Source organism: Ligilactobacillus hayakitensis DSM 18933 = JCM 14209, assembly GCF_000615845.1.
Taxonomy (GTDB): domain Bacteria; phylum Bacillota; class Bacilli; order Lactobacillales; family Lactobacillaceae; genus Ligilactobacillus; species Ligilactobacillus hayakitensis.
In genome coordinates, this window is the sequence record NZ_BAML01000005.1 from 32531 (window position 1) to 54313 (window position 21783).

Here is a 21783-nt window from a genome sequence, read left to right on the forward strand (position 1 = left end):
AGGAGAAATAAAAATGAAAGAACAAGTTTTAGATATTTTAGTAGATTTAACAGGTAGCGAAGAAGTAAGAGATAATTTGAATCTTAACTTATTTGATAATGGTTTATTAGACTCAATGGCTACAGTACAATTATTATTAGAATTACAAACTCAATTGGGAATTGATGTTCCAATTTCTGAGTTTGAAAGAAGTGAATGGGATACTCCTAACAAAATTATTGCAAAGGTTGAAAATAACTAATTATGAAAAAGAAACTCTTTATGATTTTTGGTCCTGTTATAGCGGCGATGATCTTAATAGGAGTATTTTTGCTTTCACCATTTAAATATGGAGATGTATCACAAAATGTAATCCAAAAAGGGGCACTGTCACAATCTAAAAACATCTTTAAAGGAACTGTTGTAAAACAAGATGCTTTTAGTCAAAATTACGTTCCTTTTATGGGATCTTCTGAATTATCACGGATGGATGCTTTTCATCCAGCATCAATTGCTAAAAGATATAATCGAAAATATCACCCATTTTTATTAGGGGCTGCGGGTTCTCAATCTTTATCACATTATTTTGGGATGCAAGGTATTAATTCTGAGTTAAAGAACAAGAAAATAGTTTTTATAATCTCACCACAATGGTTTGTTAAAGATGGAATAAATCCAGGAGCATTTGCACAGTATTATTCTAATTTGCAAGCTGTAAATTGGTTGCTATCGCAACATAGTACTAAAGCTGATCAATACGCTGCTAAGCGAGTATTAGAATTAAAGCAAAGTCAGTTTGACTCACCAATAACTGTGTTAATTAGGAAAGTTGCAAATGGTAAAAAAATAACAGACTTTGATAGAAAATATCTATTATTGAAACAAAAACAATTAGTTCATGAAGATCAATTATTTTCAACAATTGCGATGAATAATCGTGTTGTAAAGATTGAAGACGAAAGTAAGAAGCTTCCTAAAAAATATGATATTCAAAGATTGAAAGATAAAGCAGATGAATATGGCCAAATGAATACAACTTCAAATGATTTTGAAATTAGTAATAGTTTTTGGAATAAGAAGCTTAAATCACGAGTTAAGTCATTACAAGGTTCGCAAAAGAATTTTAATTATGTAAACTCGCCTGAATATGCTGATTTTCAATTATTATTGAATCAATTTGCTCAAAATAACAATGATGTTTTATTTATTATTCCTCCAGTTAATGAAAAATGGGCGAAATATACTGGATTATCCACATCAATGTTAAAAGAGTTTGATAATAAAATTAATTATCAATTAAAAACACAAGGTTTTAAAAATATTGTTGATTTAAGTAATGACGGATCTATACCTTATTTTATGCAAGATACTATTCATTTGGGATGGAATGGATGGTTAGCAGCAGATCAAAAGATTAAACCGTTTTTAGATTCTAAAAATTCTAAAAATCAATATAAACTAGATAATTATTTCTTTAGCAAAGATTGGCAAGAAAAAAATGATATTAAGTAAAAAAGGCTAGGATAACTAGCCTTTTTTTTAAGGGTAGTAGTTACAATTTGTGGGAGATATAAGATGGTTATAAAATTTACAAATTATTTAATGAAAATAAGAAGATTGACAATTGTAAGAATCTTGCAGCGAACGTTACTGTCACTGTTTCCAATAGTATTAGTTGGTAGTTATGCAAATATTTTAAGTAGTATCGTTTTTGATAAGATGGGGTATTTAAATAATATACTTTATTTAGATAAGTGGTTCCCATTCTTTAACCAAATGCATATTCTTTTTAAGAATATCAATAGTTTTACAATTGGATTTATTACAATTTTTAGTACATATTTTGCAGCTAAATATACTGCTGAGTATTATAAACGACAGGGAGACTTAGCAGGAATAACAGCCATTTTTTCCTATTTCATGCTTTCTAGTATTAACATCTTTAATTTTACGAAAAATACTTCGGATATACTTTTGAATACGAAGTGGTATGGGTCAGAAAAAATGCTTTTCGGAATAATTATTGGCATGATTATAGGTCAAATCTTTAAGGTAAATCCTCCCAAAATAAAGAGTAACCAACAAATAATTCATTCAGCAGAAATTTTAAAATATTCTTTTAAAGCAATTAAAGGAATTGTATTATCGATAGTTTTTGCGATTGGGATGAATATTCTGTTTTTATATTTGAAAAAGTTTAATGTTATTGATATTAATGGAGTACTTGTCACAAATTATGTTGTTAAGAATAATATAATTGGTATTTTATTGTACTCAGTTACAACTTCAATTTTAAATTGGATGGGAATCTCATCATCTTATAATGAAATTTTAGATGATAACGTGTTTATGAAAAATTTGAATTATTTCATTAAGCACCATGAATATACTAATTTACCTTATAATTACACAATTAGTACAGTATATCGAAGTTTTGGATTAATTTCAGGATCTGGTGGTGTTATTGCTTTAATATGTATCATGCTTTTATTTGTGAAAAATAAAAATTTTAATAATATTGCAAAATCAACTTTCATAATATCAATTTTAGGTGAATACATTCCTGTAATGGTAGGGATACCCATTTTATTTAACCCAATATTTTTAATTCCATATATTTTAGTCCCGCTTATCAATTGTATTATCGGAATGTTTGTGATTTGGATGGGAATTTTACCCCCGACAATTTTTCCTTTGATGAATGGAACGCCTGGAGTATTAGTTGAATTTCTAGGAACTGGTGGAAATTTTTGGGGATTATTAATTTCAATAATCATATTTATAATAGATTGCTTGATTTATTTGCCATTTATTAAAGAGAGCGAAGAAATATGGATAAAAATTCAAAAAGAATATCAAAGGGAAGAAAAAAATGAAAAATAAAACATGGAAATTGATAATTATGATAATAGTTTCTATTTTCATAATTACTATGAGTTATATTTCTAATAAGCAGAGAATTAAAGAATTAGAAGTCTTTTATAATTCAAAGCTATCGCCTGTTATTATGATTCCAGGGAGTTCAGCAACTGAAAATCGGTTTGATGAATTTGTGAATAAATTAAATAATCAATCTGTTAAAAAACATAGTTTATTAAAGGTTAAAGCGTGGAATAATGGGAAAATAACGTATCGCGGTAAAATTGTTCGCGGTGATAATGAACCAATTATTGTTGTGGGATTTGAAAATAACCATGACGGATATTCAAATATAAAAAAACAAGCAGAAATGTTTGATACTATCTTTGCCGAATTACAATCAAAATATAATTTCAATAATTTTAAAGCAATAGGACATTCAAATGGAGGATTAATATATACTGCCTTTTTCGAGAATTATTTTTATAAATATGATGATGTCAAAGTAAAAAAACTTATGACAATTGGAACACCATATAATTTTAATGAGAATTCTATTAAAAATCGGACAGAAATGTTAGCAGATTTTATTAAAAATAGAAATAATATCCCTCAAAATTTAATTGTTTATTCAGTGGCCGGTACAAAAACATATGATTCAGATGGGTTAGTTCCAGAACAAAGTGTTGCTGCTGGGAAGTATATTTACCAAAAAAAAGTAAAGCATTATACAGAAATAACCGTAACTGGATCTGATGCGCAACATTCTGATTTGCCACAAAATGATGAAATCTTGAGTTTAATTCAAAGATATATGTTAGATCAATGGAAGTTTCCTACAAAACATAAGAAAGATGATTTGATTGATAATATAGAATAATTTTGTACTTGACATTTAAAGTATTGTTAGATAGTATAAAGTGTGTTAAGGAAAGAGACGTTGATGAAAAAGGCGTGATTTTTAAGAAAATATCTTAGCGAGTCTGGTTGGTGGGAGCAGATGATATTTAAGAGTCACGTTGGCATTTTCGGAGTTTTACGAATTAAGTTGCTAGTGGATGTTTTCTACTAGAAGTAGGGTGGAACCGCGATTTGAAAATCGTCCCTATGTAACCTTTGGCGTTACATAGGGACGATTTTTTTCTTATGTAATGCTAAAAATATATTAAAGGAGTACTTGTAATGACAAAAAAATTAGCACTACAAGATATTATTTTAACTTTACAACATTTTTGGTCTGAACAAGGATGTATGATTATGCAATCATATGATACTGAAAAGGGTGCAGGTACAATGAGCCCATATACATTTTTACGTGCCATTGGACCAGAACCATGGAATGTAGCATATGTTGAACCTTCACGTCGTCCAGCTGATGGTCGTTATGGTGATAACCCTAACCGTTTATACCAACACCACCAATTCCAAGTTTTGATGAAACCATCACCAAGCAATATTCAAGAATTATATCTTGATAGTTTACGTGCATTGGGTATCGAACCTACAGAACATGATATTCGCTTCGTTGAAGATAACTGGGAAAATCCATCAATGGGTTGTGCCGGTGTTGGTTGGGAAGTTTGGTTAGATGGTATGGAAATTACTCAATTTACTTACTTCCAACAAGTAGGTGGTTTAGAAGTTAAACCTGTTGCAGTTGAGGTAACATATGGTTTAGAACGTTTATCATCATATATTCAAGATGTTGATTCTGTTTATGATCTAGAATGGGCAGATGGTGTTAAATATGGAGATATTTTTAAAGAACCTGAATTTGAACATTCAAAATACTCATTTGAAGAAAGTAACCAAGAAATGTTACTTGATCTTTTTAACACATATGAAGCTGAAGCTAAGAAGCAATTAGCAAATGGATTGGTTCACCCAGCCTATGATTATATTTTGAAATGTAGTCATACATTCAACTTGTTAGATGCACGTGGAGCTGTTTCTGTTACTGAAAGAGCTGGTTATCTATCACGTATTCGTAATATGGCTAAGTCAGTTGCAAAAGTTTTTGTACAAGAACGTAAGAAGTTAGGATTCCCATTAATTAAGGATGAAGAACTTCGTGCAAAATTATTGAAGGAGGATAAATAAGATGACACACTCATTTTTATTAGAAATTGGATTAGAAGAAATTCCAGCACATGTTGTTACACCAAGTGTTAATCAATTAGTTAAGAAAGTAAAAGATTATCTTAAACAACAAAGAATGTCATTTGAAGAAGTTCATCCTTATTCAACTCCTAGAAGATTAGCAGTCGAAGTTACTGGATTAGCTGAAAAGCAAGATAATATCGAAGAAGTTGCTAAGGGACCTTCTAAAAAAATTGCTTTAGACGCTGATGGAAATTGGACTAAAGCAGCTGAAGGTTTTGTCCGTGGCCAAGGAATGACAGTTGATGATATTTATTTTAAAGAACTTAAAGGTGAAGAATACGTATATGTAGATAAGTTCATTAAAGGAAAACCAGTTAAAGAGGTTCTTGTTGGACTATCAGATGTTGTTATGGATTTGAAATTTCCAACAATGATGCGTTGGGGAACTAATGATTTTGAATATGTTCGCCCAATTAAATGGTTAGTTGCACTTTTAGATGATGAAGTTGTACCATTCAAAGTTTTAAATATTGAAACTGGTCGTCAAAGTAAAGGTCATCGCTTCTTGGGTCATGATGTAGAAATTAATAAAACATCTTCATACCTAGAACAATTAAAAGAAGTATTTGTAATTGCAGATGCTAAGGAACGTAAGGATGATATTCGTCAACAAATCAATGAATTAGCTGCGAAAAATAATTGGGTAGTTGATATTGATGAAGATTTATTAGAAGAAGTTAATAATTTAGTTGAATATCCAACAGTATTTTCTGGATCATTCAATGAAAAATATTTGTCTGTACCAAATGAAGTTTTAATTACATCAATGAAAGATCATCAACGTTTCTTCTATGTTCAAGATCAAGAAGGTAAATTGCTTCCAAACTTTATTTCCGTAAGAAATGGTAACACTGATTATCTAGAAAATGTTATCTCAGGTAACGAAAAAGTTTTAACAGCTCGCTTAGAAGATGCTAAATTCTTCTACGAAGAAGATCAAAAAAATACAATTAGTGATTATGTAGAACGCTTGAAGAAGGTTATGTTCCACGATAAAATTGGTTCAATTTACGAAAAAATGGAACGAGTAAACCTAATTGCTGAATTTTTAGGTAAAAAAGTCGGTTTAACTGATGAAGAATTAAAAGACTTAGATCGTGCTTCTATGATTTATAAGTTTGACTTAGTTACAGGCATGGTAGGGGAATTTTCAGAATTACAAGGTGTAATGGGTGAAATCTATGCCAAATTACAAAAAGAATCTGAAAATGTAAGTGTTGCTATGCGAGAAGAATATATGCCAACTTCAGCAGAAGGTGAATTACCAAAAACAAATGTTGGTGCATTACTATCAATCGCTGATAAGTTAGATAGTTTACAAGCATTTTTTGCTGCAAATATGATTCCAAGTGGTTCAAATGATCCATATGCTTTACGTCGTCAAACTTTAGGTATTATTAGAATTGCTCTTAATAAGCAATGGGATATTTCAGTTCCAATGTTAGAAGAAGCAATTCAATATGCAAGTCAAAAGCGTAGTGACTTGTATAAAAACATTATGCCTGTAGCTAAAAATGATGAAAGAACTAAGTTTATTTCAGATCGTTTATACCAAATTTTAGATGGTAATGGCAATTATCGTCGTGATGTATTAGAAGCGGTAGTTTCTAATATGAATGCCTCATTTAACCATATTAAAGATGCAGCAAATGTTTTATCTGCCCATGTTAGCGACGATAACTTCAAAGATGTAATTGAAGCCTTAACACGTGTTGTTCGTTTGTCTGCTAAAGCTAATGATGTAACAGGATCTGAAGTGGATAGCTCATTATTGGAAAATGACAGCGAAAAGCAACTATTAAAAGCATATGTAGAAACTGCACAATCATATGAATCAATGGATTATGAAGCAAAATATCAAGCATTAGTTGATTTGAAAGATGTTATTGTAAATTACTTCGAACAAACAATGGTAATGGATAAGAATGAACAAGTTAAAAACAATCGCTTACTTCAAGTTAAGTTGATTGCTAAATTAACCGAATCATTCGGTTCATTAGATAAATTAAATCTTAAATAATTATTCATCGAAAAAGATGCTAGTTTACTAGCATCTTTTTCTTTACATTAAGAAAAGAATACTGTATCATAAAACTTGACTAAAAAGTAAAAGGCGAAGTGCGCCTTTTTTTAGATAGGAGGTGACATGGTTGGCAAGTAGGATTCCGCCAGACATAATCGATAATATTAGAGATCAAGTTAATATTTTAGACGTTGTGGAACAATTTGTACCGATGCATCAATCAGGGAAAAATTGGTTTGGCAATTGTCCATTCCATCAAGAAAATACGCCTTCTTTTTCTGTCAACGAACAAAAGCAAATTTTTAATTGCTTTTCATGTCACCGCGGCGGAAATGTCTTTAAGTTTATTATGGAACTTGAAGGCTTAAGTTTCCCAGAATCTGTGAAGCGTGTTGCAGAATTGGCGAACGTTACTGTCAATTATGATTTTGATGCAACGTTTAAACAAAGAGGTAGTATTGAAAATTCAAGTAATTCAAAGATAAAACAACTCTATGAACAAACTGCAAAATTATATCATCATATTTTGGTAAATACTAAATTAGGTGAAGAAGCTTTAGAATATTTACATCAAAGGGGGATGACTGATGAAATTATTAATGATTTTAATTTAGGTTTTGCTCCTGGAGTAGATATTTTAGAAACTTTTTATAAAGAACAAGACATATATGATTATCAAATTCTACGTAAATCTGGAATCTTTATCGAAAGACAAGAAGGAAAATTAGTTGAGCGTTTTAATGAACGAGTTATTTATCCAATTAGAGATGAATCAGGAAAAACGATTGCATTTTCTGGAAGATTATTGAAAAATGACCCGCAAGCACCGAAGTATTTAAATTCTCCTGAAACGCCGATATTTAACAAGCGAAAAGTTTTGTTTAACTTGGATAGAGCCAAGGGTCAAATTAGGCGAAATAAAGAAGTTTTTCTTTTTGAAGGTTTTATGGATGTAATTTCCGCTTCGGTCGCCGGAGTTGAAAATGGAGTTGCTTCAATGGGGACTAGTTTAACTGATGAACAAGTTTATTCTTTGAGTCGGATTAGTAACCGGATGGTAGTTTGTTATGATGGTGATACACCAGGTCAAAATGCAACAAAGCGAGCTTTAGAAATCGTTGAACCAACTGGGAATTTTACTATAGAAGTGATTGACATCCCTGAAAAACTTGATCCAGATGAATATATTAGAAAATATGGTGCAGTATCATTCAAATCAGTAGTTGATAATCAAAGACTTAGCCCAATTGAATTTTATTTAAAATATTTTGAAAATGGTCGAAATATGGATAATGAAAGCGAACAAGCTGAATATATCGATGATATTTTGAATGAACTTGCTAAGGTTAAAGATTCAGTTCAACGAGAATTATTTGTTAATCGTATCTCAGATAGATTTAATCTTGATAAGCGAGGGCTTGAACAAAAGTTAGTAACTTTAACTAACAAAGTTACACCTCAATTCCAAGATAATAATCGAAGTTATGCTCAAAATTCTCGGTATCAAAACTCTTCGGAAATAGAGCAAAATAAGTCAATTAAGAAACTTTCAAAGGTTGAAAGAGCAGAACAAGTTTTATTATACCGAATGCTTCATAATCGTGATATTTGGTTTAAAATTTCTACTCTTGAAAAATTTAACTTTATTCACGAAAGGTACCAAGTAATATATACTCTAGCAGAAGCATATTTTCAATTGCATGATACCTTTCAAGTAGCCGATTTTTTGGATTTTATCAATGATGATGCGTTGAAGCAGACATTAGTAGGGATAGAAATGAATGATTTAGATTTTTCTTCATCTGAAGAGGAGATAGATGATTATTTAAACTTAATAATGGAAGAATCTCCTCTCGAGGAACAAATTCAAAAAATTCAAAATGAATTGGCAGAAGCTAAACGCTTTAATGATCATGATAAAATAACCAACTTAACAATTGAATTGGTGAAATTATATCGAAAGCAGCAAAAGATAAATAGTATTTAGGAGGAAAAAAGATGGTTAAAAATAACGAAATCGTAAAAGATAACCCAAAATTTATTAAAGATTTAAGAGAAGTGGTACAAACATATAAACCACAAAAACAAATTAACTATAAGGTGTTAACTGATAAGTTAGTATCACCTTTTTCTCTTGATGCTAAACAAATGGATGCATTGATTGAATATGTTGAAGATAACGGAATTTCAGTTGTTGATGACAATGGTGAACCAAGTGCACACGCATTAAAAGCCGCAACAAAGGAAGCCGAAAAAGCCGAAAAAGATCGTGATGTATCTGCACCATCTGGTGTGAAAATTAACGATCCTGTAAGAATGTATCTTAAAGAAATTGGTCGTGTTAACCTTTTAACTGCAGAAGAAGAAGTTCAACTTGCACTTCGCATTGAAGAAGGAGATCAAGAAGCTAAGCAACGTTTAGCAGAAGCTAACTTACGTTTAGTAGTTTCTATCGCTAAAAGATATGTTGGACGAGGAATGTCATTTTTAGATTTAATCCAAGAAGGTAACATGGGGTTAATGAAGGCGGTAGAAAAATTTGATTACCGTAAAGGATTTAAATTTTCTACGTATGCAACATGGTGGATTAGACAAGCTATTACCCGTGCAATCGCTGATCAAGCACGCACAATTCGTATCCCAGTTCATATGGTCGAAACAATTAACAAACTTATTCGTATTCAACGTCAAATGTTGCAAGATTTAGGTCGTGAACCAATGCCTGAAGAAATCGGGGCAGAAATGGATATGCCTACTGATAAAGTGCGTGAAATTTTAAAAATTGCACAAGAACCTGTATCATTGGAAACACCAATTGGAGAAGAAGATGATTCACATTTAGGTGATTTTATTGAAGATCAAGATGCAACTAGTCCTGCTGAACATGCAGCATACGAATTATTGAAAGAACAATTAGAATCTGTATTAGATACACTTACTGATCGTGAAGAAAATGTTTTACGCTTGCGTTTTGGATTAGACGATGGAAGAACTCGTACTTTAGAAGAAGTTGGAAAAGTATTTGGAGTTACACGTGAACGAATTCGTCAAATTGAAGCAAAGGCACTAAGAAAATTACGCCACCCTTCACGTTCAAAACAATTGAAAGACTTTTTAGAATAATAATGAGTAAATCAAAACTCAAAGACGCTATAGTTTTTGAGTTTTTTTATGTATCAGGAGAAGTATGAAATGAAGCGAAAACCATTAATTTTTAAGTTAAATGTGGCTAAGAAGAAACCAGAAAATATTAGAAAAAAAGAAAATAAATGTCCATTTTGTAATCGGGAAGAATTAACTGATATTATTGCTGAAAAGGACGATATGATTTGGTTGATGAATAAGTTTAGAACATTAGAAGAAACAACCCAAACGATAATTATTGAATCCAAAAAACATTTAGGTGACCAAAGTAACTATTCAATAGATGAAAATCGTAAAATTATTCAATTTGTTTTGGAATGCTGGAAGAAAATGGAAGATACAAATAAATATCGTAGTGTTCTATTGTACAAAAATTTTGGGCCTAAGTCAGGGGGAAGTTTACGTCATCCTCATTTTCAAATTGTGGGTTTGAATGAAGTTGATGGATACGAAGAAATTAGTAGCGAAAATTTTAATGGTTTAGTATTATTAAAAAATAATGAAGTAGAAGTGAATATTTCAAAGCAACCAATTGCCGGCTTCATCGAATTTAATGTTAAAATTTCGCAAAATACTGAAGCAGCACAAAATCAATTAGCAGATCAAATTCAAAATGTTGTTAAGTATATTTTAAGTGATAGCTATTACAACGGACTATATGGATCATATAATTTATTTTTCTATCATGATAATGGAGATATTATCTGTAAAATATGTCCACGTAATCTTGTAAGCCCATATTTTGTAGGATATAAGCTTTCACAAGTTAATTTTGATGAAAGTCTTGAGACTATCAAGCAAGGATTTTTAGAATATCTTCGAGAAAAGGAAAATAGCAATGAGTAAAAAAATAGCAATAATTTCAGATATTCATGGAAATTATACTGCTTTAAACGCAGTGTATAATGATTCTCAAAAAATTGAAGTAGATGATTATTGGTTCTTAGGAGATTTATTTTCTCCAGGACCAGGGGCAATGAACCTTTGGACTTTATTTAAAAAAATGAACCCCTCAATTTGTGTTCGTGGAAATTGGGATGATTTGCTTATAAAAGGGATTGAAGGTAAAACTGATATTAGTAGGATGAGCCAGATATATATTGGGAAATTAGCGCAAAATTTAAGTCAATATCTCACAAAAGAAGTAATTGATGAAATGAAATCTTGGAAGATATGTACTGATATCCAAGTCCAAAAAACACGTTTTGGACTTGGACATAATTTACCAGAAAAAAATTTTGGACAGAAATTATATCCTACAGCTGAACAAAAAAATTTTGATATTCCTTTTAATACCTTTAAAAAATGTGATGTATATATTTACGGACATGTTCATCATCCAATTATGCGCTATAGCGATGATGAACGGATGATATTTAATCCTGGATCCGTGGGGCAACCTTTTTTTAAATGGAATAAATTTCAAGAGGAAATGTTAGCCGAATATCTAGTTCTTGAAATAGACGAAGATGGAATTAAAAGCAGCGATTTTCGAAAAGTATTCTACGATTTGAGAGAAGAGTATCAACGTGCAATCAATTTTGAATTACCATATTTGGAATTGTATAAGTTGCAAATGGAAACTGGAAAAGTTCATACCCATGATAAAAAATTACTAAAAAAATATAATGAAATCTATGGTTATGAAAAACAAGTTAAAGAGTATATAAAAAACACCCTAAAAAAAGAGTGTTAGCTTATTTATCCGAAATTAATGGGCCATCCCAATTCATATATCCATCTTGGATGATAACTACTTTATAACCCTTATTTTTAAGAGTAGCTGCTGCTTGACTAGTGAGATTATTGGTACCACTATCTATTAGGTAAATTGTGTGTTTTTTTTCACCAGAATAGCTGTCAATCTGAACAATTGGGTAATTACGCGCTGTAGGAATATGTGAAGAATGAAATTCAGAAGGTGAACGCAAATCAAAAAGTAAGATATTGGGATGCTGTTTTAGTAAAACGGTAAACTTTTGATTAGATATTTTAGAAGTTTTACTAAAAAATTTTGAAAAAAACATTAAATCACCTGATTGTAAATTATTTATATCAATAATTTTAAGATAAAAGTACGAGGAATACAAATATTATTTTTATCATTGTGAATAGTGCATTTAGATTTTTTATTTGATAAAATTTAAGTAGGAGTGATTGATATGAAGTTAAACGAAAATAATCATACACCTCATTATCGAATGCAAAAACGCTATGAAGCTGATTTGAAAAAGAGAACAGTTATTTCGTTGATTGCAGTTGGGGTAACGACATTAGCTAATTTTTTATATAATTATTTAAATAAAAATTCACAAAATAAAAAGTGACTGGTAATTTACCAATCACTTTTTATTTTTTAATACCAGTTATGGTTTTGCCAGAAATCTTTAGCAGCTGTCCAAGAACCATAACGATTCTTTACATAGTTATCAGCAACGCGTTCTTGGTTTTCGGCAGAATAATCTCCGTTAAGATAAGAAGCTGTTAATTGGTATTTACCAATATAGATCCCGTTACGAGCTGTATAGCTCCCACCAGATTCTTTATTAGCAATCCAATCTTTGGCAGCTTGTTCATTATCAGTAGCTGATGATGTTTTATTATCATTTGAATTAGCTGTAGCAACTACATTAGTAGCTGAATTTTTACTATAGTTATTATTGTAGTTATAGTCACTTTGACTCTTTGGTGAAGTAGCATAACTATTTTGTGATACAGCCTTATCAGCATTGTTGTCTGTAGGAGCTGAATAATATGATGGTGTCGAAACACTATTGTTGTTAGTAGTAACAGCAGTAGTTGGCTGTGCTTGTGAAACAGTTACATTAGTATCAGTACTTTGTTGATCTGGAGTAGTAGATGTGCTATCTTGCATAACATTTTCTTGTGCTACTTGTGTAGTTGAAGAAATATTTTGAGCAACATCTGTTTGTGATGTAACTGATTGTGTTACATCAGTTGATGTTTTTTGATTTTGATCACTTTGGACTTCAACTTGTTGAGATTGTTGAGCTGTAACCTCATTAGCTACTTGTGTTTGGGAAACATTTTCTTGTACATTAGTATTTTGTTCAAGAGTCTGTGTATTTCCTTGGTAGTATGAAGTAGTTACTGCTTGGCCGTTGCCCATTTCTAATTGTTGACCAATTAAAATAAAGTTAACATCTTCTAAGTTATTTAAACATTGGACATTTTCAATTGTAGTACTGTAATCTAATGCTAGTTGAGATACTGTATCACCAGCTTTAACAGTAATCTTATCAGCTTTAACGGAATTTGTGGCCCCAGTGGCAATCAAGCCAGATGCGCTGATAGAGATAGTAAAACTTTGTTTCTTTTCTTCATTAAAAATAGTTCTCCTTATAATTTACTTACTAGTATATAGTATTTTGGGTAACAAATAAAGTTAATAGGAAAATTTTATAAAATAAAAAAGCTTACAAGGATACTAAATCCTCATAAAAATAAAAGAAACAGCAGAGTTTAATTAAAGTAAATATTGATATAATTATATTATAGAGAATTTAATAACGTACTAAATCGGAGGGAGTACAATGCTGCATTATGTTAGAAGAGCTACTCAGCAAGATGTTATAGAAATTATGCAACTTATAGATGATGCTAAAGAATTACTTAAAAGTAATGGAAATCCCCAGTGGCAAAATGGTTACCCTAATAAAGATACGATAAAGCAAGATATTGCAAATGATAATGGCTATGTTTTAATTGTTAATCAACAAGTTGTCGGGTATGCTGCTTTGATAGTCGGTTTAGAACCTAACTATACTGAAATTCAGGGTAGTTGGAGAAATAATGATGATTCGTATGCGACCATACACAGAATAGCAATTAAATCAAATATGCATGGCAAAAATTTAGCTAATTTATTTATTGGCAATTTAATTACATTAACTTTAGCCCAAAATGTAAATAACATCAGAATAGATACCCATAGAGTAAATAAGGCGATGCAACATTTGGTTGGGAAATACGCTTTTGAATATCGTGGGATTATCAACGTAGCTGATGAAGTTGATTCTGAGAGACTAGCATATGAACTAAATTTAAAAAATAATATTTAACTTAATTATGAGAATAAAAGGAGAAATTAGATGACGTACGCGCAAAAGGCTATTGATGAAATTGAAAAAGGAAATTATGAGGAAGCAAAAAAACAATTTGCATGGTCGCTTAGAAAAGATGATCCTGAAATGGTATATAGTTTAGCCGAAGAAATGTATTCTCTAGGTTTTACTAATTTGGCTAAGCGAGCATATGAAAATCTTTTAGAAAAATATCCAGAAGAAGATAGTCTAAGAACTGCACTAGCAGACATTTTAATTAGTGAAGATAAAGATGAAGAGGCTTTAAATTATTTAAGTCAAATAGATTCAACTTCTGATGCATATATTGAAGCTTTAATGGTAAGTGCAGACTTATATCAACAACAAGGAATGTTTGAGGTTAGTGAACAAAAGTTATTAGAAGCAATAAATTTAGCACCGCAAGAAGATGTTATTTTATTCGCGTTAGCTGAACTTTACTATAATGTAAAGCAATATAAGCAAGCTACACCTTTGTATCTAGAATTAATAAAGCAAGGAATTCCTGAATTCTCACGTGTAAATTTAGTACAAAGATTAGCAATGTCATATGCATTATCAGGACAATTAGAAAAAGCATTGGCATATTTTGATCAAATTCATGATGAAGATTTAGATGATGATAGCCGATTCCAAATGGGGGTAACGTTATTTGAGTTGAAAAATTATGAAGATGCCATTAAAAAATTTGAAGAGTTAAGAGAACTATCGCCTGATTATCCTACAACATATTCATTTTTGGCTTCTGCATATGAATATCTTGGAAAACTAAATGATGCTTTAACTACATTACAAGAAGGAATTGCAGTTGATGAATATAATATTCGCTTGTATCAAAAAGCGAGTGAGGTAGCAACTAAAGTTGGAAAGTTGGATTTGGCCAAGGAGTATTTAATAACTGCGCTTAGTCAAGAACCAGATAATCTTTCGTTGGTAATTATGTTAAGTGATGTATATTATAATTTAGGGATGCATCAAGAAAATATCGACTTTATTCAAAATTATTTAGAAAATGACGAAATTGATCCACAATTATATTGGAATGTTGCACGTTCATATGTAGCACTAGATGATTATGAAAAAGCGGGTAAATTTTATGATGCGGCCGCACAAACAATTAACAATAACGAATTTAATCGTGATGCCGCTCAATTTTATCGTAACTATGGGATGCGAGATGAAGCAATTAGATTTGCTAAATTAGTTTTAAATGACTCACCAAATGATATTGAAATGGCTGCGTTACTTGAAGAATTAACAGAAGAATTTTAGATAATTGTATAATGCAAAATAATTTAAAAATGGTATGGATCTTAATTTAGTATTAAGGTCCATACCATTTTTTAAATTAACTAGAATGTATAATACAAGTTACATTAAGTTAAGATAATAACGTAAGGATTGTTTGTCATCCAAATGAAGAACTTCAAGCAATTCTTCACTTGAGGATAATTCATTTTTAGATAAATACTCTAAGATTACTTCTTGTCTAAGTTTTTTCGGTGACAAGTCAAAATTTATCATGGGTTGATCTTTTTTTAGGTACTTGTGCAAGGCTGGTAAACTTAATTGGGGATGGGCAATATTTTGTTGGCGTTGCTTAATAAAAAGATCATTTGTTTCTTGCTTTTTTTGTAAAGGGGCAATAAAAACAAAAAACTCTTCTAAAAATTTGCTTTCGATATCTGAAAACGAGATGGAATCTAATTTTTTATAAAAACCCGGGGCAATGATATCTTTTATAGGATAATATTTCTTTAATAAAAGCAATGTTAGCTTAGTGTAATATGAAATTTCTGGATTTAAAAGAATTTCTGGGAGGTATTTTGTCCAATTAGTAGTAGTTAACTCATCTTTTGAAGAGACTTTATCTTTACCTTTGATATTTAAAGTTGGGTAATTTGGACTCAATTTCATAGAAAATATAAATCTAAAATAAGTATTTAAGTGAGATAGTATTTTATTATATGTCGAATTTTTAATCTGTTTATCTTCAATCAAAAAACGAAGATAGGCTTTAACATCAATATCCTCGATTTTATCGATTGTAACTGGGTTATTATGTAAATGATTAATAAACTTAAAAAAGTTCTCTACATCGCTGAGAATACTGTTAATAGTGTTGTTTTCTAATGTTTTTTGAGTACGTAGCATATTTTCAAAAATTTCTTGGTATGGAATTTTCATTGAGTTCCTCCTTTAGATAATACTGTGTTAGTTAAGCTATGAAGTTTAATACGTATTAATCTTAACATGGATTATATAGATAGAAAATTATTTTAAAGGTATCTAAATTTGGTATAATGGAAAATATAAATAAGAGTATCTAAGGAGGTATTTTAGATGATTAAAGTTTTAGTTGCAGGTTTTGATGGTAGTATGGGTAACAAAACTACAAATATGGTAATTGAAAATGATAAATTTGAATTGGCAGGAGTTTTCAGTCCATTTGCTGGTAAAGATAATTTACGTGAATATACAGAATTTCAAGATCAAAACGTACCAGTGTATAAGACTTACGAAGAAGTTGCGGCCCAAAAAAATGATTTTGATGTTTGGGTTGATTTTACTGTGCCAAGTGCAGTTTATCAAAATGTGAAGTTTGCAATTGAAAATAAAATTTCACCAGTTGTTGGAACAACAGGTTTAACGGATGAACAATTGGTGGAATTAAAAGCATTAGCAAAAGAAAATGAGGTTGGTGGATTAATTGCGCCAAACTTCGGAATCTCAGCCGTATTACTAATGCAATTCGCAAAGAAAGCAGCGGAATTTATGCCAGATGTTGAAATTATTGAATTACATCATGACAATAAGCTCGATGCACCTAGTGGAACTGCTGTTCAAACAGCTAAAATGATTTCTGAAGTACGAACTGCCCATCACCAAGGAAATCCAAATGAAAAAGAAACAATGCTTGGAGCTCGTGGTGCTGATTTTGAAGGGATGAAAATTCATTCAGTCCGTTTACCAGGCTATGTGGCTCACGAACAAGTTATTTTTGGTAGTTTAGGAGAATCATTAACAATTCGTCAAGATTCATTTGATCGTAGTTCATTTATGACTGGTGTAGCATTAGCAGTTGAAAAAATTGGAAACTATAACGAATTATTAGTGGGGCTAGAAAATCTATTATGATAATTGAAAAAATTCCAGAAGAATTTAAACGAGCATTACCGATTTTAAATACACTGAAAGATGCAGGATATGAAGCATACTTTGTTGGTGGAAGTGTACGGGATACGCTTTTAGGATTACCAATTCACGATGTTGATATTGCAACTAGTGCTTATCCTGAAGAAGTAAAACAAATTTTTAATAAAACAGTTGATACAGGGATTGAACATGGAACCGTGATGGTACTAGACCATGGTGAAGGATACGAGATTACTACATTTAGAACTGAATCAACATATCAAGATTATCGCCGCCCCGAAAAAGTGGAATTTGTGCGTTCGTTGCAAGAAGATTTAAAACGTAGAGATTTGACAATTAATGCCTTAGCAATGGACGCAGCGGGTGAAATTATTGATTTATTTGATGGCTTGACGGATTTAAAAATGAAGGTTATCCGTGCTGTTGGCGATCCTAATGAGCGCTTTAATGAAGATGCATTAAGAATGATGAGGCAGTTAGATTTGGAAGCCAATTAGATTTTAAAATGGATAGTGAAACTTTTATGGCAATCAAAAAAAATGCGCATCTACTAGAAAAGATTGCTATCGAAAGAATTCATGTAGAATGGGTAAAACTTTTATTAGGTAAAAACCCAAACCAAGGAATCAAAGAATTTTTAGAAACCAATCTATACAAATATAGTCCAAAATTTGAAAATAAATTATCAGAGTTAAAAGATATTGCAACCATGTCTCATTTAATTATTCCAGATGAATACGTTGCTTGGACATTTATCAGTTATAAATTAGGCTATGTTACAAGTAATGAATCTGGGAAGCTTATGAAGGAGTGGAAACTCTCAAATGAATTAATCAAACATGTACAAACAGCTTTGAAGTGTGTCGAAAAAATTAAAAGACAAAATTTACAAATTGACGATTATTATCAAGCGGGATTAAGTCCGTTAAAAACAGCTAATATAGTTGCAAAATTACTGGGATTTGGGATAGATGACGCTCTGCTTGAAAGCCAATATAATGCTTTGCCTATTAAAGATAAAGCAGAGCTAAAAATAAATGGTGGCATTTTGATTAAGAAATTAAACATAAAACCTGGCCCTCAACTAGGAAAAATTCTTAAGGAACTTGAAAAAGAGGTTGTTCAAGGAAATCTTAAAAATAATGAGGGTAATCTGATCAAAAAAGCTCAGGATTTAGTATCAACAGATAATTAATTAAGGAAGAGTGAATTTATAGTGCAAACATTACGTGTCGAAAATTTAACTAAGACATACGGGGAAAAAACGCTTTTTGAAAATCTAAACTTTATCATTAATGAAAATGATCGAATTGGTTTAATTGGAACAAATGGTTCCGGAAAAACAACCTTATTAAATGCATTGGCGGAAATTGATCCTGCAGATACGGGAGAATTAGTTAAACCAAATGACTACCGTATTAGTTATTTAAAACAATCTCCGGAATTTGATGGAAACAAAACAATCATGGAAGCCGTTTTTGAAGGAGCAGCTCCTGTTTTTCAAACTATCCGTAATTATGAAGAGGCATTGAAGTTATATGGTGAAAAACCAAATGACAAAAAAATCGAACAAAAATATATCAAAGCGGAAGAAAAAATGAATCAAGAAGATGCATGGGTTGCAGATAGTGATGTTAAAACTATTTTAACTCAATTGCATATTAAAGATTTAGATCAAAAAGTAAATACCCTTTCTGGGGGGCAAAAGAAACGTGTGGGTCTTGCTCAAGCTTTAATTCAAGCACCAGACTTACTTATCCTTGATGAACCAACTAACCATCTTGATTTTGATTCAATTAAATGGTTAGAACAGTATTTATCATCATATAAGGGAGCTTTATTGGTAGTAACGCACGATAGATATTTCTTAGATCAAATTGCTACTCAAATTATGGAGCTTTCTTTTGGAAAGATATATAGTTATGAAGGGAATTATCAAGATTTTGTACAGCAAAAAGCTGAACGCGTTGAAAGAGAGTTACTTCAAGAACATAAACAACAACAACTTTATAAAAAAGAATTAGCTTGGATGAAAACGGGAGCCAAGGCGCGAACAACAAAGCAACAAGCTAGAATTAATCGTTTTAACGATTTAAAAGGTAATTTAAATAAAGTTCAAGTTGATGAGAAAGTTGATATTAACTTAGGGCAACAACGATTAGGAAAAAAAGTAATCCAAATAAACGATGCCACTCTTAGCGTGGATAATCATAAAATCATTGATGGCTTAAACCTTTTAATTCAAGCAGGTGATAGGATCGGCATTACTGGTATCAATGGAGCTGGGAAGTCTTCGTTTCTAAATACGATTGCTGGTATTAGAAAATTAGATAGTGGCACAATTACAATTGGTGAAACCGTAAAATTAGGATATTATCGTCAACAAACAGAAGATATTCCTGGAGACAAAAGAATCATTAATTATCTTAATGAAGTTGCCGAAGAAATTGTTAATACAGATGGTGAAAGAATAAGTACAACCAGCCTGCTAGAACAATTTTTATTTCCTCGCTTTATGCATGGAACGTTGATTAGAAAACTTTCAGGGGGAGAAAAAAGACGGTTATACTTATTAAAATTACTAATGGAACAGCCAAATGTCTTGTTATTAGATGAGCCAACAAATGACCTTGATATTGGAACTTTAACAGTATTAGAAGATTATTTAGATAATTTTGCGGGAACAGTAATTACTGTCTCACACGATCGTTACTTCTTGGATAAAGTAGCTGACAATTTATTAATCTTCCAAGGAAACGGAAAAATTGATCGATATACAGGGATGTTTACAGAATATTTGAAACATGAAGCTGATAATAATAATTTAGTGAACAAAGCTAAGAAACATACGGATGCTGAAACTGTAAAAGAATCAGAAAAAGGCAACAAAAAAGAAAAAGTTAAATTAACATATGCCGAAAGACTAGAATATGAAAAATTAGAGGCAGAAATTGAGGATATGGAAGCTAAAAAATCTAAATTTCAAGCTGAAATGTTAGAAGTAGATGGATCAGATTATGGTAAATTAGGTGAATTACAACAAAAAATTGATGAATTAGATATGTTGGTGTTAGAAAAAATGGAACGTTGGGAAGAATTAGGTAAATATGTTGAGTAAAGAGATATCTTTTGTTTGGGCAGAAGATTTACAAGGCAATATCGGTTATAAGGGTAAATTACCTTGGAGGTTACCTAATGATTTAAAATTTTTTAAAGAGGTAACTAGTTATAAACCAATTGTTATGGGAAGAAAGACTTTTGAAAGTTTTCCCAACCTTCTACCTAATCGATTACATGTTGTTTTAACCAGAAATCAACAACTTAAAACTTTGTATCGGGATAATCCGCAGGTCATAGTTTATAATTCGGTAGAAGACATAAAAAAATGGATGAATAAGTTACAAGTCCCAGAGGTTTGTATAATTGGTGGCGCTGAAATTTTTGATATATTTGTGGATAGTGTCACGAAGTTATATCGGACTCAAGTTAACCATGTATTTAATGGGGATACTAAAATGATACCTATTGATTATGATATGTTTAACTTAGTTCTGCAAATTAATGGAAAAACAGATAAAAAAAATATTTACCCACATACATTTCAAATCTTTAAGAAAAAAGAAGTTAATTATACTCATTAACAATAGAGGTATAATTAACTTCTTTTAATTTTATAGAAATAGGTATGCTATACTCCAAAATATGATAAATAGAAGGGTTGCACAAGTTTCTAGAATAATTAATGAATTTCTAAGCTTCAATACGTGAGAAATGATGAACAGCACTAAAGCAATAAGAAATAAAATAGTGCTTATAAGATTAAGGTGTAGAATTTCAAGGCAAAGAATGCAAAGAAGAGATTGGATTACGGAACAGAACGCAGTTAATTTATGAATAAGACTATTTTTACTTAAAGTACTTACTAAGATAATATTTGAACATGCAAATAAGATAATTAAAGAAAAGCATATCCAGCTAATCAATGCTTTATTAAAAGCAAGGATTATACTAATAAAGTTCAGACCAAAAAAGACATTACCAAAACATTCAGTAATAATTAATAAAATTTTCGCTGCACCTGTTTTATTGAGAGATAATGTCAAAGTTTTTAAAATTAGATAAATTAGTCCTATACCGAGCAATATACTATTAAAAACAACTAAAATAACGTTACCAAGTGAAATTGATTTTATTAAAACTAGTATTTCTAATACAAGATATGTAATTAATGCAACCCCTGTTAAAATTGCAGAACTGATAATTATCCTTAGTGAAAGCTTATCTACAAACATTGATTTTCTCCAAACATAAAATTATAATATTTCTAATAGTCATTTTATCATATTACTTAAAGTA

General features: G+C 30.8%; 20 protein-coding genes and 1 pseudogene. 17 read left to right on the top strand and 4 right to left on the bottom strand.

Annotated features, from left to right (window positions below; genetic code table 11):
* The first annotated feature begins 13 nt into the window (after window positions 1-13).
* The 10 genes from dltC to JCM14209_RS02480 all read left to right on the top strand — a co-directional run bounded on the left by dltC (window position 14) and on the right by JCM14209_RS02480 (window position 11864).
* Window positions 14-241: a D-alanine--poly(phosphoribitol) ligase subunit DltC gene (gene dltC, locus JCM14209_RS02435; RefSeq protein WP_025022039.1), complete on the top strand. Its 228-nt coding sequence runs from the start codon at window positions 14-16 to the stop codon at window positions 239-241.
* Between the two features lie 2 nt (window positions 242-243).
* Entirely contained in the window at window positions 244-1491 is a 1248-nt protein-coding gene (dltD, locus tag JCM14209_RS02440) for a D-alanyl-lipoteichoic acid biosynthesis protein DltD (protein ID WP_025022040.1), read from the top strand.
* A 63-nt stretch (window positions 1492-1554) separates the two neighbouring features.
* Window positions 1555-2862, top strand: a complete 1308-nt coding sequence (locus tag JCM14209_RS02445; protein WP_025022041.1) for a PTS sugar transporter subunit IIC — start codon at window positions 1555-1557, stop codon at window positions 2860-2862.
* Window positions 2852-3718: an alpha/beta hydrolase gene (locus tag JCM14209_RS02450; protein WP_025022042.1), complete on the top strand. Its 867-nt coding sequence runs from the start codon at window positions 2852-2854 to the stop codon at window positions 3716-3718. Before JCM14209_RS02445 ends, JCM14209_RS02450 begins: the two co-directional genes overlap by 11 nt.
* Window positions 3719-4020: 302 nt before the next feature.
* Entirely contained in the window at window positions 4021-4938 is a 918-nt protein-coding gene (gene glyQ, locus JCM14209_RS02455) for a glycine--tRNA ligase subunit alpha (RefSeq protein WP_025022043.1), read from the top strand.
* 1 nt (window position 4939) lies between these two features.
* Window positions 4940-7021: a glycine--tRNA ligase subunit beta gene (glyS, locus tag JCM14209_RS02460; protein WP_025022044.1), complete on the top strand. Its 2082-nt coding sequence runs from the start codon at window positions 4940-4942 to the stop codon at window positions 7019-7021.
* A gap of 121 nt (window positions 7022-7142) precedes the next feature.
* On the top strand, window positions 7143-9011 hold the full coding sequence (gene dnaG, locus JCM14209_RS02465) for a DNA primase (RefSeq protein WP_305068800.1): 1869 nt from the start codon (window positions 7143-7145) through the stop codon (window positions 9009-9011).
* 11 nt (window positions 9012-9022) lie between these two features.
* On the top strand, window positions 9023-10147 hold the full coding sequence (gene rpoD, locus JCM14209_RS02470; RefSeq protein ID WP_035519800.1) for an RNA polymerase sigma factor RpoD: 1125 nt from the start codon (window positions 9023-9025) through the stop codon (window positions 10145-10147).
* A gap of 69 nt (window positions 10148-10216) precedes the next feature.
* A complete protein-coding gene (locus JCM14209_RS02475; protein ID WP_025022047.1) occupies window positions 10217-11014 on the top strand; it encodes a DUF4931 domain-containing protein in 798 nt (265 codons plus the stop codon).
* Window positions 11007-11864, top strand: a complete 858-nt coding sequence (locus JCM14209_RS02480) for a metallophosphoesterase family protein (protein ID WP_025022048.1) — start codon at window positions 11007-11009, stop codon at window positions 11862-11864. The genes JCM14209_RS02475 and JCM14209_RS02480 overlap by 8 nt, the downstream gene beginning before the upstream one ends.
* Before the next feature lies 1 nt (window position 11865).
* Here JCM14209_RS02480 and JCM14209_RS02485 read toward each other — a convergent pair whose 3' ends face one another.
* Complete coding sequence (locus JCM14209_RS02485) at window positions 11866-12195, bottom strand: rhodanese-like domain-containing protein (protein WP_025022049.1); 330 nt, start codon at window positions 12193-12195, stop codon at window positions 11866-11868.
* 135 nt (window positions 12196-12330) lie between these two features.
* Here JCM14209_RS02485 and JCM14209_RS09985 point away from each other — a divergent pair, with 135 nt between their 5' ends.
* On the top strand, window positions 12331-12495 hold the full coding sequence (locus JCM14209_RS09985; protein WP_155830656.1) for a hypothetical protein: 165 nt from the start codon (window positions 12331-12333) through the stop codon (window positions 12493-12495).
* A 29-nt stretch (window positions 12496-12524) separates the two neighbouring features.
* On the opposite strand, the gene apf is transcribed toward JCM14209_RS09985, so the two are convergent.
* Window positions 12525-13466 (bottom strand): aggregation-promoting factor, encoded by a 942-nt coding sequence (gene apf, locus JCM14209_RS02495; RefSeq protein WP_025022050.1) that lies wholly within the window; start codon window positions 13464-13466, stop codon window positions 12525-12527.
* Window positions 13467-13770: 304 nt separating this feature from the next.
* Here apf and JCM14209_RS02500 point away from each other — a divergent pair, with 304 nt between their 5' ends.
* Together JCM14209_RS02500 and JCM14209_RS02505 are read left to right on the top strand one after the other, a co-directional pair.
* Window positions 13771-14250 (top strand): GNAT family N-acetyltransferase, encoded by a 480-nt coding sequence (locus tag JCM14209_RS02500; RefSeq protein ID WP_225349673.1) that lies wholly within the window; start codon window positions 13771-13773, stop codon window positions 14248-14250.
* A 30-nt stretch (window positions 14251-14280) separates the two neighbouring features.
* Window positions 14281-15543 (top strand): tetratricopeptide repeat protein, encoded by a 1263-nt coding sequence (locus JCM14209_RS02505; RefSeq protein ID WP_025022052.1) that lies wholly within the window; start codon window positions 14281-14283, stop codon window positions 15541-15543.
* Between the two features lie 99 nt (window positions 15544-15642).
* Here JCM14209_RS02505 and JCM14209_RS02510 read toward each other — a convergent pair whose 3' ends face one another.
* On the bottom strand, window positions 15643-16458 hold the full coding sequence (locus JCM14209_RS02510) for a site-specific integrase (protein ID WP_025022053.1): 816 nt from the start codon (window positions 16456-16458) through the stop codon (window positions 15643-15645).
* 156 nt (window positions 16459-16614) lie between these two features.
* Between JCM14209_RS02510 and dapB the strand changes: the two genes are divergently transcribed.
* From dapB to JCM14209_RS02530, 4 genes and pseudogenes are all read left to right on the top strand, one after another.
* Entirely contained in the window at window positions 16615-17409 is a 795-nt protein-coding gene (gene dapB, locus JCM14209_RS02515; RefSeq protein WP_025022054.1) for a 4-hydroxy-tetrahydrodipicolinate reductase, read from the top strand.
* Window positions 17406-18622 (top strand): annotated as a pseudogene (locus JCM14209_RS08850) (CCA tRNA nucleotidyltransferase). Before dapB ends, JCM14209_RS08850 begins: the two are co-directional and overlap by 4 nt.
* Before the next feature lie 21 nt (window positions 18623-18643).
* Window positions 18644-20545: an ABC-F family ATP-binding cassette domain-containing protein gene (locus JCM14209_RS02525; protein WP_025022055.1), complete on the top strand. Its 1902-nt coding sequence runs from the start codon at window positions 18644-18646 to the stop codon at window positions 20543-20545.
* A complete protein-coding gene (locus JCM14209_RS02530) occupies window positions 20535-21068 on the top strand; it encodes a dihydrofolate reductase (RefSeq protein ID WP_035519804.1) in 534 nt (177 codons plus the stop codon). Before JCM14209_RS02525 ends, JCM14209_RS02530 begins: the two co-directional genes overlap by 11 nt.
* Window positions 21069-21098: 30 nt before the next feature.
* Here JCM14209_RS02530 and JCM14209_RS02535 read toward each other — a convergent pair whose 3' ends face one another.
* Window positions 21099-21719 carry a hypothetical protein gene (locus JCM14209_RS02535; protein ID WP_025022057.1) on the bottom strand — a complete coding sequence of 207 codons (621 nt, stop codon included), beginning with the start codon at window positions 21717-21719 and terminating at the stop codon, window positions 21099-21101.
* Between the last annotated feature and the right edge of the window lie 64 nt (window positions 21720-21783).